This is a genomic window from Streptomyces sp. NRRL F-6676 (assembly GCF_000725625.1).
Taxonomy (GTDB): Bacteria; Actinomycetota; Actinomycetes; order Streptomycetales; family Streptomycetaceae; genus Streptomyces.
In genome coordinates this window covers 46,308-60,255 of record NZ_JOHS01000011.1, presented here as the reverse complement: position 1 = coordinate 60,255, position 13,948 = coordinate 46,308, and the positions used below count along the sequence as shown (strand labels likewise).

Genomic DNA, 13,948 nt, shown 5'->3' with positions numbered 1-13,948 from the left:
AGCCCCGGAGTTATCCACAGGCCCACCCCGCACAGCAGGTCAAGAACGCGGCAGTCGTTCACACGTACGTGTGGAGCACATCCGTTTCCGCCTCGATGTCCGCGCTCCCCGGCGATACTCCGTTCCATGGGAGCACCGACGAGCGTCGCATCGGAGAAGTCCGGGCCCGTCTGGCCGAGGCCACCCGAGGGTGGCTGGACCGCCGAGGACCTCGACCGGCTCCCGGATCTGCCTCCGCACACACAGCTGATCGACGGAAGTCTGATCTTCGCCGCTCCGCAGACCTTGTTCCACGAGCGCGTCGTCGACTTCCTCAAGTGGCGGCTCCAGTCCCGAGCGCCCGCGGACCTGGAGGTCTTCCGGCAGATCACCATCGACGTCGACCGCCAGAACCGCCCGGAGCCGGACGTCATCGTGATCCGTGCGGACGTGGTGCAGGACCCGGAGCAGACCCGGTTCCCGGCGGAGGCCGTCCTGCTGGCCGTGGAGGTCGTCTCGGAGGATTCCGTCTCCCGTGACCGGGAGACCAAGCCCTTGAAGTACGCCCGCGCCGGAATCGCCCACTACTGGCGGGTGGAGAACGAGAAGGGCCGGGCCGCGGTGCACGCCTTCGAACTGGAGCCCACCACCGGCGCGTACACCAGTGTGGGCATCTTCCGCGAGCGCATGAAGGTGGACGCGCCCTTCCCCGTGGACCTCGATCTCACCGGCATCAGGATGCGCCGGGAGCCCAGCGAATAGCCGCGCGCCGTCCGGACGCACCAAGCGGCCCGGTACCCCGTGGAGAACGGGGTACCGGGCCGCAGCCACGCCGAGAACCGAGCCGTCAGCGCACGAACACCCCCGCCTGGCTCGCCAGGTCCAGGAAGTACTGGGGGGCCACGCCCAGGACGACCGTGACGGCGACGCCCGCGGCGATGGCCATCGTCGTCATGGGGGAGGCGACCGCGACCGTCGGGCCCTCCGGGTTCGGGCGGCTGAAGAACATCAGCACGATCACCCGGATGTAGAAGAACGCGGCGACCGCCGAGGAGATCACGCCGACGACGACGAGCGGCATCGCGCCGCCCTCCGCCGCCGCCTTGAACACGGCGAACTTGCCCGCGAACCCGGAGGTCAGCGGAATGCCCGCGAAGGCCAGCAGGAAGACCGCGAACACCGCCGCCACCAGGGGCGAGCGGCGGCCGAGACCGGCCCACTTGGACAGGTGCGTGGCCTCGCCGCCCGCGTCGCGGACCAGGGTGACCACCGCGAACGCGCCGATCGTCACGAAGGAGTACGCGGCCAGGTAGAACAGCACGGACGAGATGCCGTCGGGCGTGGTCGCGATGACACCGGCGAGGATGAAGCCGGCGTGCGCGATCGACGAGTACGCCAGCAGCCGCTTGATGTCGGTCTGGGTGATCGCGACGATCGCGCCGCCCAGCATGGTGACGATCGCCACCGCCCACATCACCGGCCGCCAGTCCCAGCGCATCCCCGGCAGGACGACGTACAGCAGCCGCAGCAGCGCGCCGAACGCGGCCACCTTGGTCGCGGACGCCATGAACCCGGTGACCGGGGTCGGGGCGCCCTGGTACACGTCCGGGGTCCACATGTGGAACGGCACCGCGCCCACCTTGAACAGCAGCCCCATGACGATCATCGCGGCGCCGACCAGCAGCAGCGCGTCGTTCCCCATGGTGCCGGCGAGCGCCGGGTCCACATCGGTGACCGTGCCCTCGACGACCTGCGCGATCCGCGCGTACGACACCGAGCCCGCGTACCCGTACAGCAGTGCGATGCCGAACAGGGTGAACGCCGAGGCGAACGCGCCGAGCAGGAAGTACTTGACCGCGGCCTCCTGCGACATCAGCCGCTTGCGGCGGGCCAGGGCGCACAGCAGGTACAGCGGCAGCGAGAAGACCTCCAGGGCCACGAACAGCGTCAGCAGGTCGTTGGCGGAGGGGAAGACCAGCATGCCGCCGATCGCGAAGAGCAGCAGCGGGAACGCCTCGGTCGTGGTGAACCCGGCCTTGACGGCGGCCTTCTCACTGTCGCTGCCGGGCACGGAGGCCGCCTGCGCGGCGAAGGAGTCGACCCGGTTGCCGTGCGCGGCCGGGTCGAGCCGGCGCTCGGCGAAGGTGAAGACGCCGAGCAGTCCGGCGAGCAGGATGGTGCCCTGGAGGAACAGGGACGGTCCGTCGACGGAGATGGCGCCCATGGCGGCGACATGCGCCTTGGTGGTGCCGAATCCGTCGGCCGCCAGGGCGATCACCGCGGCGAAGGCGGCGCACAGCGCCACCACGGACACGAACACCTGCGCGTAGTACCGGTTCTTGCGCGGGACGAACGCCTCGACGAGCACCCCGATCAGTGCCGCGCCCAGCACGATCAGGGTGGGCGACAACTGGCCGTACTCGATCTTGGGTGCGTCGATCTTGGAGATCGGGTCGGCCGTGGCCGCCGCGGTTGTCCACAGGCTGTGGACGGCTGCTGTGCTCACCGTGCCGCCTCCACGTCGGGCTTGGGATCTGTCTTGTGTACGTCGGACATCGTGTGCTGGACCGCCGGGTTGACGAGGTCGGCGACCGGCTTCGGGTAGACGCCCAGGAAGAGCAGCAGGGCGATCAGCGGGGCCACGACCACCAGCTCGCGCACCTTCAGGTCCGGCATCGTGGCGACCTCCGCCTTCACCGGGCCCGTCATCGTCCGCTGGTAGAGGACGAGGGTGTAGAGCGCGGCGAGGACGATGCCGAAGGTGGCGACGATCCCGATGACCGGGTGCCGGGTGAAGGTGCCGACCAGGACCAGGAACTCACTGACGAACGGGGCGAGCCCCGGCAGCGACAGCGTGGCCAGACCGCCGATCAGGAACGTGCCGGCCAGGACCGGCGCGACCTTCTGCACCCCGCCGTAGTCCGCGATCAGCCGCGAGCCGCGGCGCGAGATCAGGAAGCCGGCCACCAGCAGCAGCGCGGCGGTCGAGATGCCGTGGTTGACCATGTAGAGCGTCGCGCCGGACTGGCCCTGGCTGGTCATCGCGAAGATGCCCATGATGATGAAGCCGAAGTGGGAGATCGACGCGTAGGCGATCAGACGCTTGATGTCGCGCTGGCCCACGGCGAGCAGCGCCCCGTAGATGATGCTGATCACCGCCAGGACCATGATCACCGGGGTGGCCCACTTCGACGCCTCCGGGAACAGCTGGAGGCAGAACCGCAGCATCGCGAAGGTGCCCACCTTGTCCACGACGGCCGTGATGAGCACCGCGACCGGGGCGGTGGACTCCCCCATGGCGTTGGGCAGCCAGGTGTGCAGCGGCCACAGCGGCGCCTTCACCGCGAAGGCGAAGAAGAAGCCGAGGAACAGCCAGCGTTCGGTGCTCGTCGCCATGTCCAGCGAGCCGTTCGCCCGCGCCTCGGCGATCTCCTGGAGGGAGAAGTTCCCGGTGACCGTGTAGAGGCCGATCACCGCGGCCAGCATGATCAGTCCGCCGGCCAGGTTGTAGAGCAGGAACTTCACCGCGGCGTACGACCGCTGGGTGGACGCCGTCTCCTCGCCGCCCTGGTGGGCGCGGTCCCCGAAGCCTCCGATGAGGAAGTAGAGGGGGATCAGCATGGCTTCGAAGAAGATGTAGAAGAGGAAGACGTCGGTGGCCTCGAAGGAGAGGATCACCATCGCCTCGACCGCCAGGATCAGCGCGAAGAAGCCCTGGGTGGGTCGCCAGCGGCTGCTGCCGGTCTCCAGGGGGTCGGCGTCGTGCCAGCCCGCCAGGACGATGAACGGGATCAGCAGCGCGGTCAGCGCGAGAAGCGCCACTCCGATGCCGTCGACGCCCAGTTCGTAGCGGACGCCGAAGTCGCTGATCCAGGCGTGCGACTCGGTGAGCTGGTACCGGTCGCCGTCGGGGTCGAAGCGGACCAGGATGGCGATGGCCAGGCCGAGGGTGGCCAGCGAGACGGCCAGCGCCAGCCATTTGGCCGCGGTGCGCCGCGCGGCCGGCACGGCGGCCGTGGCGACCGCTCCCACCGCGGGGAGCGCCGCCGTCACTGTCAGCAGGGGAAAGGACATCGCTATCAGACCGCCCTCATCAGCAGGGTCAAGGCGATGAGCACCGCCGCACCGCCGAACATGGAGACCGCGTACGAGCGCGCGTAGCCGTTCTGCAACCGCCGCAGCCGTCCGGACAGACCGCCGACCGAGGCGGCCGAGCCGTTGACGACGCCGTCGACCAGGGTGTGGTCGACGTAGACCAGCGAGCGCGTGAGGTGCTCGCCGCCGCGGACCAGGACGACGTGGTTGAAGTCGTCCTGGAGCAGGTCGCGCCGGGCGGCCCGGGTGAGCAGCGAACCGCGCGGGGCGGTGGCCGGCACCGGCCGGCGCCCGTATTGCAGCCAGGCGAGGCCGGCGCCGACGACCAGCAGCACCAGCGTGGCCGCGGTGACCGTCGCCGCGCTGACCGGGGAGTTGCCCTCCTCGTGCCCGGTGACGGGCTCCAGCCAGTGCAGGAACCGGTTCCCGATGCCGAAGAAGGCGCCCGCGAAGACCGAGCCGAAGGCCAGCACGATCATGGGGATCGTCATCACCGAGGGCGACTCGTGCGGGTGCGGCTCCGCGTGCTCGCCGCGCTCCTCGGCGGCCGGTTCCACGTCGGGCTCGGCCGGGGAGGCGGTGGGCCGCTCGCGCCAGCGCTCCTCGCCGAAGAACGTCATCAGCATCACGCGCGTCATGTAGTACGCGGTGAGGGCCGCGCCCAGCAGGGCCGCGCCGCCGAGGATCCAGCCCTCGGTGCCGCCCTTGGCGAACGCCGCCTCGATGATCTTGTCCTTGGAGAAGAAGCCGGACAGACCCGGGAAGCCGATGATGGCGAGGTAGCCGAGGCCGAAGGTGACGAAGGTGACCGGCATGTACTTCCGCAGGCCGCCGTAGCGCCGCATGTTGACCTCGTCGTTCATGCCGTGCATGACGCTGCCGGCGCCGAGGAAGAGTCCGGCCTTGAAGAAGCCGTGCGTCACCAGGTGCATGATCGCGAAGGCGTAGCCGATGGGGCCGAGGCCCGCGGCGAGCACCATGTAGCCGATCTGCGACATCGTCGAGCCGGCCAGCGCCTTCTTGATGTCGTCCTTCGCGCAACCGACGATCGCACCGAAGAGGAGCGTGACCGCGCCGACGATCGTGACGACGAGCTGCGCGTCGGGAGCGGCGTTGAAGAGCGCCCCGGAGCGGACGATCAGGTAGACACCGGCGGTCACCATCGTCGCCGCGTGGATGAGCGCGGAGACCGGGGTGGGGCCTTCCATGGCGTCGCCGAGCCAGGACTGGAGCGGCACCTGGGCGGACTTGCCGCAGGCGGCGAGCAGCAGCATCAGCGCGATCGCGGTGAGCTTGCCCTGGGAGGCTCCGTCCACGCCGTTCAGGACCGGGGTGAAGGCAAAGGTCCCGAAGGTGGTGAACATCAGCATGATGGCGATGGACAGCCCCATGTCGCCGACGCGGTTGACCAGGAAGGCCTTCTTCGCCGCGGTGGCCGCGCTGGGCTTGTGCTGCCAGAAGCCGATCAGGAGGTAGGAGGCGAGGCCCACGCCCTCCCAGCCGACGTACAGCAGCAGGTAGTTGTCGGCGAGGACCAGCAGCAGCATCGCCGCGAGGAACAGGTTCAGATAGCCGAAGAAGCGGCGCCTGCGCTCGTCGTGCTCCATGTACCCGACCGAGTACAGGTGGATCAGCGAGCCGACTCCGGTGATCAGCAGGACGAACGTCATCGAGAGCTGGTCGAGCCGGAAGGTGACGTCGGCCTGGAAGCCGGCCACCGGGATCCAGCTGAACAGGTGCTGGGTGACGGCGCGGTGGTCGGCCGCCTTGCCGAGCATGTCGGCGAAGAGGAGCACGCCGATCACGAACGAGGCGGCGGCCAGCACCGTGCCGATCCAGTGGCCGACGGCGTCCAGGCGGCGGCCGCCGCACAGCAGGACGGCCGCTCCGAGCAGGGGCGCCGCGATCAGCAGCGCAATCAGGTTCTCCACGATTCTTCCGACCCCTTACAGCTTCATCAGGCTGGCGTCGTCGACCGAGGCCGAGTGGCGGGAACGGAACAGCGACACGATGATCGCGAGGCCGACCACGACCTCGGCGGCGGCGACGACCATCGTGAAGAAGGCGATGATCTGGCCGTCGAGATTGCCGTGCATCCGGGAGAAGGTGACGAACGCCAGGTTGCAGGCGTTGAGCATCAGCTCGATGCACATGAAGAGCACGATCGCGTTGCGCCTGATCAGCACGCCGGTGGCACCGATCGTGAACAACAGGGCGGCGAGATACAGGTAGTTGACGGGATTCACTGTGTGCCCTCCCCGCTCCTCGTGCGCTCCAGGCGTTCCTCGGAGCGCTGTTCCAGGGCCTTCAGGTCACCGAGCGCCTCGTGCGACACGTCACGGACCTGGCCGCGCTCGCGCAGCGTCCGGTTGACGGTCAGCTCGGAGGGGGTGCCGTCGGGCAGCAGACCGGCGATGTCCACCGCGTTGTGCCGGGCGTACACGCCGGGGGCGGGCAGCGGCGGCAGGTGCTTGCCCTCGCGCACCCGCTGCTCGGACAGCTCGCGCTGGGTGCGGGCCCGTTCGGTGCGCTCCCGGTGGGTGAGCACCATGGCGCCGACGGCGGCCGTGATGAGCAGGGCGCCGGTGATCTCGAAGGCGAAGACGTACTTGGTGAAGATCAGGGCGGCCAGGCCCTGTACGTTGCCGCCGGCGTTGGCCTCGCCCAGGCCGTCGAACTCGGTGAGCGAGGCGTTGCCGATGCCGCCGAGGAGCAGGACGCCGAAGCCCACGCCGCACAACAGGGCCAGCCAGCGCTGGCCCTTGACGGTCTCCTTGAGGGAGTCCGCCGCCGTGACGCCGACCAGCATCACCACGAACAGGAACAGCATCATGATCGCGCCGGTGTAGACGACGATCTGCACGACGCCCAGGAAGTAGGCACCGTTGGCGAGGTAGAACACCGCCAGGATGATCATGGTGCCGGCCAGCGAGAGCGCGCTGTGCACGGCCCGGCGCATGAAGACGGTGCACAGGGCGCCGATCACCGCGACGGTGCCGAGGATCCAGAACTGGACGGCCTCGCCCGTGGACGTGGAGTACGCCGCGAGCGCGGTGCCGCCGTCGAGGGGGGCGGCCAGGGTGGCGAGCGGGGTCATCGGCCGATCACCTTCTCCGAGGCCGGCTCGTCCGGGCCGGAGGTGGAGGCGGCCTCCTGCGGCGTCTCCCCCTTGGAGACGGCCACCTGACGCTCCGTGCCGGGCGCCGCACGCGTCACCAGACCGCGGTAGTAGTCCTGCTCGTCGGTGCCGGGGAAGATCGAGTGGGGCGTGTCGACCATGCCCTCCTCGAGACCGGCGAGCAGCTGCTCCTTGGTGTAGATGAGGTTGGCGCGGCTGGAGTCGGCCAGCTCGAACTCGTTGGTCATCGTCAGCGCGCGCGTGGGGCACGCCTCGATGCACAGGCCGCACAGGATGCAGCGGGCGTAGTTGATCTGGTAGACGCGGCCGTACCGCTCGCCCGGCGAGTAGCGCTCCTCGTCCGTGTTGTCGGCGCCCTCCACATAGATGGCGTCGGCGGGGCAGGCCCAGGCGCACAGTTCGCAGCCCACGCACTTCTCCAGCCCGTCCGGATGGCGGTTGAGCTGGTGCCGGCCGTGGAACCGCGGGGCGGTGGTCTTCTGCTGCTCCGGGTACTGCTCGGTCAGCCGCTTCTTGAACATGGCCTTGAAGGTCACGCCGAAGCCGGCCACCGGGTTGAGGAAACCGGGATCGGTGTCCTTGCGCTCGTCAGCCATCGGACGCCTCCTTTCCGTCACGCGTCGCTCGGGAATCGTCACTCGCAGTATCGGACCCGCCACTGACAATCAGCTCCCGCTCCCGGCCCGGGCGGCGCCTGGGCACCGGCGGCAGCGACTGTCCGGGCAGCGGCGGCACGGGGAACCCGCCCGCCATCGGGTCGAACGCCGTCTGTTCGACGGCGGGCTCCTGGCCCTCCTTGCCCTTGCCCTTGTCGCGGAACATGTCGAACAGGAAGGAGAGCAGCAGCAGCGCGAGGACGCCGCCGGCGACGTACAGGGCGATGTCGGTGAAGCCGTAGTTCTCGTTCCGCAGCGCCCGCACGGTGGCGACAAGCATCAGCCAGACCACGGAGACCGGGATGAGGACCTTCCAGCCGAGCTTCATCAGCTGGTCGTAGCGGACGCGGGGCAGCGTGCCGCGCAGCCAGATGAAGAAGAACAGCAGCAGCTGGACCTTGACGACGAACCACAGCATCGGCCACCAGCCGTGGTTCGCGCCCTCCCAGAAGGTGCTGATCGGCCAGGGGGCCCGCCAGCCGCCCAGGAAGAGCGTGGTGGACACGGCCGAGACGGTCACCATGTTGACGTACTCGGCGAGCATGAACATCGCGAACTTGATGGACGAGTACTCGGTGTTGAAGCCGCCGACCAGGTCGCCCTCGGACTCCGGCATGTCGAAGGGGGCGCGGTTGGTCTCGCCCACCATGGTGACGATGTAGAGGATGAAGGAGACCGGCAGCAGCAGGATGTACCAGCGGTCCTGCTGCTGTTCGACGATCGTGGACGTCGACATCGAGCCCGAGTACAGGAAGACCGAGGCGAAGGCGGCGCCCATGGCGATCTCGTAGGAGATCATCTGCGCGGCCGAGCGCAGACCGCCGAGGAGCGGGTACGTCGACCCGGAGCTCCAGCCGGCCAGGACGATGCCGTAGATGCCGACCGAGGCGACCGCGAGGATGTAGAGCATCGCGATCGGCAGGTCGGTGAGCTGCATCGCGGTGCGGTGGCCGAAGATCGAGACCTCGTTGCCGGCCGGTCCGAAGGGGATCACCGCGATCGCCATGAACGCGGGGATGGCCGCCACGATCGGCGCGAGGACGTACACCACCTTGTCCGCGCGCTTGACGACGAGGTCCTCCTTGAGCATCAGCTTGATGCCGTCGGCGAGCGACTGGAGCATGCCCCAGGGGCCGTGCCGGTTGGGGCCGATGCGCAGCTGCATCCAGGCGACGACCTTGCGCTCCCAGACGATCGAGAACAGCACGGTCACCATCAGGAAGGCGAAACAGAAGACCGCCTTGACGACGACCAGCCACCACGGGTCGGTGCCGAACATCGACAGGTCGTCGGCGGCGAAGTACCCGGTCACGCCTCCACCTCCTTCGGGGCTTCCTTCGGGGCGTCGGCTGCGGGGGTGGCCGGGCCGATGCGGACGAGTGCGCCGGGCAGCGCCCCGGTGTCCGAGGCGACGCCCCCGCCGGCGGAGTTCAGCGGGAGCCAGACCACCCGGTCGGGCATCTCGGTGACCTCCAGCGGCAGTTCCGTGGTCCCGGCCGGGCCGGTGACGGCGAGCAGGTCGCCCTCCTTGATGCCCGCCTCGGCGGCCGTGGCGGGCGACACGCGCGCGTGGGCGGCGTGCCGGGTGCCGGCCAGGGCCTCGTCGCCGTCCTGGAGACGGCCCCGGTCGAGCAGCAGCCGGTGGCCGGCGAGGACCGCCTCACCGGCGGCCGGGCGCGGCAGCGGGACCGACACCTCGACCGGGTCGGTGGCCCGGGCACCGTCCCAGGCGCCGAGCCGGTCCAGTTCGGCGCGGGCGGTGCGCAGGTCCGGCAGGCCGAGGTGGACGTCCATGGCGTCGGCGAGCATGTGCAGCACCCGCGCGTCGGCGGGGGCCAGGCGGCGGGTCATCTGGTCGGGCTTGAGCGCGGCCTCGAAGGAGCGTGCCCTGCCCTCCCAGTTGAGGAAGGTGCCCGCCTTCTCGACGACCGCGGCGACCGGCAGGACGACGTCCGCGCGCGCGGTGACCTCGCTGGGCCGCAGCTCCAGGGAGACCAGGAAGCCGACCTCGTCGAGTGCGGCACGCGCGCGCGCCGGATCGGGCAGGTCGTCGACCTCGACGCCCGCGACCACCAGGGCGCGCAGTTCGCCCGCGGCGGCGGCCTCCACGATCTGTCCGGTGTCCCGGCCGTAGCGGTGCGGGAGGGCGGCGACGCCCCAGACGGCGGCGACCTCCTCGCGCGCGCGGGGGTCGGTGGCCGGACGGCCGCCGGGCAGCAGCGTGGGCAGCGCGCCCGCCTCGATGGCGCCCCGCTCCCCGGCCCGGCGCGGGATCCACACCAGCCGGGCGCCGGTCGCGGAGGCGGCCCGTACGGCGGCGGTGAGCCCGCCGGACACGGCGGCCAGCCGCTCGCCGACGACGATGACGGCGCCCTCGCCGCGCAGCGCCTCGGCGGCCGTGACGCCGTCGCCCTCCAGGCCGACGCCGCCGGCCAGCGCGTCCAGCCACTCGGTCTCGGTGCCCGGCGCGGCCGGCAGCAGCGTGCCGCCCGCCTTCTCCAGACCCCGCGTGGCGTGGGTGGCGAGGGCGAAGACCCGCTGGCCGTGCCCCCGCCAGGCCTTGCGCAGCCGCAGGAAGACGCCGGGCGCCTCCTCCTCTGCCTCGAACCCGACCAGGAGGACGGCGGGCGCCTTCTCCAGGGCGGTGTACGTGACGCCGTTGCCGTCGAGGCTGTGACCGTGCCCGGCGATCCGGGCGGCCAGGAAGTCGGCCTCCTCGGCGCTGTGCACGCGCGCGCGGAAGTCGATGTCGTTGGTGTCCAGGGCCACGCGCGCGAACTTGCTGTACGCGTAGGCGTCCTCCACGGTGAGCCGGCCGCCGGTCAGCACACCGGCGCTGCCCCGGGCGGCCCGCAGCCCCCGCGCGGCGACGTCGAGCGCCTCGGGCCAGGAGGCGGGCTCCAGGACGCCGTCGGCATTGCGCACCAGGGGCGTGGTCAGCCGGTCGGGCTGCTGTGCGTAGCGGAACGCGAAGCGTCCCTTGTCGCACATCCACTCCTCGTTGACCTCGGGGTCGTTGGCGGCCAGGCGCCGCATGACCTTGCCGCGCCGGTGGTCGGTGCGGGTGGCGCAGCCGCCGGAGCAGTGTTCGCACACGCTCGGCGAGGACACCAGGTCGAAGGGGCGGGAGCGGAACCGGTACGCCGCCGAGGTCAGCGCGCCGACCGGGCAGATCTGGATGGTGTTGCCGGAGAAGTACGACTCGAACGGGTCGTCCTCGCCGGTGCCGACCTGCTGGAGCGCGCCCCGCTCGATCAGTTCGATCATCGGGTCGCCGGCGATCTGGTTCGAGAAGCGGGTGCAGCGCGCGCACAGCACGCACCGCTCGCGGTCGAGCAGCACCTGGGTGGAGATCGGGACCGGCTTCTCGTAGGTGCGCTTCTTCCCGTCGAAGCGGGAGTCGGCCTGGCCGTGCGACATGGCCTGGTTCTGCAACGGGCACTCGCCGCCCTTGTCGCAGACCGGGCAGTCCAGCGGGTGGTTGATGAGCAGGAGCTCCATCACCCCCTTCTGGGCCTTCTCGGCGACCGGGGAGGTGAGGTGGGTCTTGACGACCATGCCGTCGGTGCACGTGATGGTGCAGGAGGCCATCGGCTTGCGCTGGCCCTCGACCTCGACGATGCACTGGCGGCAGGCACCGGCGGGGTCGAGCAGGGGGTGGTCGCAGAACCGGGGGATCTCGATGCCGAGCTGTTCGGCGGCACGGATGACCAGGGTGCCCTTGGGCACGCTGAGCTCGGCGCCGTCGATCGTCAGCGTGACGAGGTCCTCCGGCGGCACCGCGGCCTCTCCCCCGCCCGAGGGGGTGCCAGTGGTCACGGTCATGCGTGCACCTCCGTGTGCTGGTCCGCCCAGGCCGTCGACCTGGCGGGGTCGAAGGGGCAGCCGCGGCCCGTGATGTGCTCCTCGTACTCCGCGCGGAAGTACTTCAGGGAGGAGAAGATCGGGGAGGCGGCGCCGTCGCCGAGGGCGCAGAAGGCCTTGCCGTTGATGTTGTCGGCGATGTCGTTCAGCTTGTCGAGGTCGGACATGACGCCCTTGCCGGCCTCGATGTCGCGCAGCAACTGCACGAGCCAGTAGGTCCCCTCGCGGCAGGGCGTGCACTTGCCGCAGGACTCGTGGGCGTAGAACTCGGTCCAGCGGGTGACGGCGCGCACGACGCAGGTCGTCTCGTCGAAGCACTGAAGGGCCTTGGTGCCGAGCATGGAGCCGGCGGCGCCCACGCCCTCGTAGTCGAGGGGCACGTCGAGGTGTTCCTCGGTGAACATCGGCGTCGAGGAGCCGCCCGGCGTCCAGAACTTCAGCCGGTGGCCCGGGCGGATCCCGCCGCTCATGTCGAGGAGCTGGCGCAGGGTGATGCCGAGCGGGGCCTCGTACTGGCCGGGGCTCGCGACATGGCCGCTGAGCGAGTAGAGCGTGAAGCCGGGGGACTTCTCGCTGCCCATCGACCTGAACCAGTCCTTGCCGTTTTTCAGGATGGCGGGAACCGACGCGATCGACTCGACGTTATTCACCACAGTCGGGCACGCGTAGAGGCCCGCGACGGCAGGGAAGGGGGGACGCAGCCGCGGTTGGCCGCGGCGGCCTTCGAGCGAGTCGAGCAGTGCGGTCTCCTCACCGCAGATGTACGCGCCCGCGCCCGCGTGCACGGTGAGTTCGAGGTCGAGTCCGCTGCCCAGGATGTCCTTGCCGAGGTAGCCGGCGGCGTAGGCCTCACGGACGGCCTCGTGCAACCGCCGCAGTACGGGGACGACTTCGCCCCGCAGATAGATGAAGGCGTGCGACGACCTGATGGCGTAGCACGCGATGACGATGCCCTCGATGAGGCTGTGCGGGTTGGCGAACAGGAGCGGGATGTCCTTGCAGGTCCCGGGCTCCGATTCGTCGGCGTTGACAACTAGATAGTGCGGCTTGCCGTCTCCCTGGGGGATGAACTGCCACTTCATCCCGGTGGGGAAGCCCGCGCCGCCGCGGCCGCGCAGTCCGGATTCCTTGACGTACGCGATGAGGTCGTCCGGCGGCATGGCGAGCGCCTTGCGGAGCCCCTCGTATCCCTCGTGCCTGCGGTACGTGTCCAGCGTCCAGGACTCGTCCTCGTCCCAGAAGGCCGACAGCACGGGTGCGAGCAGCTTCTCGGGGCTCGTCCCCTCGCCGTCCTCGAACGCGTGCGGGCGGGTGGTGCCGCCGTCCTCGGCTGCCAAGGTCATCACTCCCCCTCCTCGGCGACGGGGCCCGCCGGGTGGGCCGGGTCGGATGCCGATGTGGCCTCGGGCGCGTCGTGCGAACTGAGGTGCTCGCTCGGCGACGGGTCGTGCGGTGCCGCGTTCCCGGGCGCCCGGTCCGGGGGCTGGTCCCCCGGTGTCTCGTGCGGTCCGCCGTCGCGCGGGTGCACCACGCGCGCGGGGGCCGTCTCCCCCTTGGCCAGGCGCAGTCCGGTCAGCGAGGCGTGTCCGGCGCCGCCGGAGGCCGCGACGGCGCCCTCGCGCTCGTCGGGGAAGCCCGCCAGGATCCGGGCGGTCTCCTTGAAGGTGCACAGGGGGGCGCCGCGGGTCGGGGAGACCTCGGCCCCCTCGCGCAGCTCGTCGACGAGGCGCTTGGCGCTCTGCACGGTCTGGTTGTCGAAGAACTCCCAGTTGACCATCACGACCGGGGCGAAGTCGCAGGCCGCGTTGCACTCGATGTGCTCCAGGGTGACCTTGCCGTCGTCGGTGGTCTCGCCGTTGCCGACGCCGAGGTGCTCCTGGAGCGCGGAGTAGATCGCGTCGCCGCCCATGACCGCGCACAGGGTGTTGGTGCAGACGCCGACCTGGTAGTCGCCGCTCGGCCGGCGCCGGTACATCGTGTAGAAGGTGGCGACGGCGGTGACCTCGGCGGTGGTGAGGTCCAGCATGTCGGCGCAGAACCGCATGCCGGTGCGCGTGACGTATCCCTCCTCCGACTGCACCAGGTGCAGCATCGGCAGGAGCGCGGACCGGGAGTCCGGGTAGCGGGCGACGATCTCGCGCGCGTCCCGTTCCAGCCGGGCGCGGACGTCGTCCGGGTAGGGGGGCGCGGGCAGCTCGGGCATGCCCAGGCCAAC

Annotated in this window: 11 protein-coding genes; 1 reads left to right on the top strand and 10 read right to left on the bottom strand. The window is 70.5% G+C overall.

What is annotated here, in order from left to right:
• Positions 1-126 precede the first annotated feature (126 nt).
• Positions 127-741: a Uma2 family endonuclease gene (locus IO29_RS11050; protein ID WP_030379767.1), complete on the top strand. Its 615-nt coding sequence runs from the start codon at positions 127-129 to the stop codon at positions 739-741.
• 85 nt (positions 742-826) lie between these two features.
• Here IO29_RS11050 and nuoN read toward each other — a convergent pair whose 3' ends face one another.
• From nuoN to nuoE, 10 genes are read right to left on the bottom strand one after another with little or no spacing between them, the layout of a single operon-like run.
• The gene (gene nuoN / locus IO29_RS11045) at positions 827-2,485 is read right to left on the bottom strand and encodes an NADH-quinone oxidoreductase subunit NuoN (protein WP_030379766.1); all 1,659 of its coding nucleotides are present in this window, start codon (positions 2,483-2,485) and stop codon (positions 827-829) included.
• Entirely contained in the window at positions 2,482-4,053 is a 1,572-nt protein-coding gene (locus tag IO29_RS11040) for an NADH-quinone oxidoreductase subunit M (RefSeq protein ID WP_030379765.1), read from the bottom strand. The genes nuoN and IO29_RS11040 overlap by 4 nt, the downstream gene beginning before the upstream one ends.
• A gap of 5 nt (positions 4,054-4,058) precedes the next feature.
• Positions 4,059-6,005 carry an NADH-quinone oxidoreductase subunit L gene (gene nuoL, locus IO29_RS11035; protein WP_030379764.1) on the bottom strand — a complete coding sequence of 649 codons (1,947 nt, stop codon included), beginning with the start codon at positions 6,003-6,005 and terminating at the stop codon, positions 4,059-4,061.
• A 15-nt stretch (positions 6,006-6,020) separates the two neighbouring features.
• Positions 6,021-6,320, bottom strand: a complete 300-nt coding sequence (gene nuoK / locus IO29_RS11030) for an NADH-quinone oxidoreductase subunit NuoK (RefSeq protein WP_006138880.1) — start codon at positions 6,318-6,320, stop codon at positions 6,021-6,023.
• Entirely contained in the window at positions 6,317-7,171 is an 855-nt protein-coding gene (locus tag IO29_RS11025; protein WP_051707476.1) for an NADH-quinone oxidoreductase subunit J, read from the bottom strand. The genes nuoK and IO29_RS11025 overlap by 4 nt, the downstream gene beginning before the upstream one ends.
• Positions 7,168-7,809, bottom strand: a complete 642-nt coding sequence (gene nuoI, locus IO29_RS11020; protein ID WP_030379762.1) for an NADH-quinone oxidoreductase subunit NuoI — start codon at positions 7,807-7,809, stop codon at positions 7,168-7,170. The genes IO29_RS11025 and nuoI overlap by 4 nt, the downstream gene beginning before the upstream one ends.
• A complete protein-coding gene (nuoH, locus tag IO29_RS11015; protein WP_030379761.1) occupies positions 7,802-9,181 on the bottom strand; it encodes an NADH-quinone oxidoreductase subunit NuoH in 1,380 nt (459 codons plus the stop codon). Before nuoH ends, nuoI begins: the two co-directional genes overlap by 8 nt.
• Positions 9,178-11,694: an NADH-quinone oxidoreductase subunit G gene (locus tag IO29_RS11010; RefSeq protein WP_030379760.1), complete on the bottom strand. Its 2,517-nt coding sequence runs from the start codon at positions 11,692-11,694 to the stop codon at positions 9,178-9,180. The genes nuoH and IO29_RS11010 overlap by 4 nt, the downstream gene beginning before the upstream one ends.
• Complete coding sequence (gene nuoF / locus IO29_RS11005) at positions 11,691-13,079, bottom strand: NADH-quinone oxidoreductase subunit NuoF (protein ID WP_420705359.1); 1,389 nt, start codon at positions 13,077-13,079, stop codon at positions 11,691-11,693. The genes IO29_RS11010 and nuoF overlap by 4 nt, the downstream gene beginning before the upstream one ends.
• Entirely contained in the window at positions 13,076-13,936 is an 861-nt protein-coding gene (nuoE, locus tag IO29_RS11000; RefSeq protein WP_051707481.1) for an NADH-quinone oxidoreductase subunit NuoE, read from the bottom strand. Before nuoE ends, nuoF begins: the two co-directional genes overlap by 4 nt.
• Between the last annotated feature and the right edge of the window lie 12 nt (positions 13,937-13,948).

Coding starts and splice junctions, on each gene's coding strand:
- nuoI (WP_030379762.1), bottom strand. CDS start 7,809: ATGGCTGACGAGCGCAAGGACACCGATCCCGGTTTCCTCAACCCGGTG.
- IO29_RS11025 (WP_051707476.1), bottom strand. CDS start 7,171: ATGACCCCGCTCGCCACCCTGGCCGCCCCCCTCGACGGCGGCACCGCG.
- IO29_RS11010 (WP_030379760.1), bottom strand. CDS start 11,694: ATGACCGTGACCACTGGCACCCCCTCGGGCGGGGGAGAGGCCGCGGTG.
- IO29_RS11040 (WP_030379765.1), bottom strand. CDS start 4,053: ATGTCCTTTCCCCTGCTGACAGTGACGGCGGCGCTCCCCGCGGTGGGA.
- nuoE (WP_051707481.1), bottom strand. CDS start 13,936: ATGCCCGAGCTGCCCGCGCCCCCCTACCCGGACGACGTCCGCGCCCGG.
- IO29_RS11050 (WP_030379767.1), top strand. CDS start 127: ATGGGAGCACCGACGAGCGTCGCATCGGAGAAGTCCGGGCCCGTCTGG.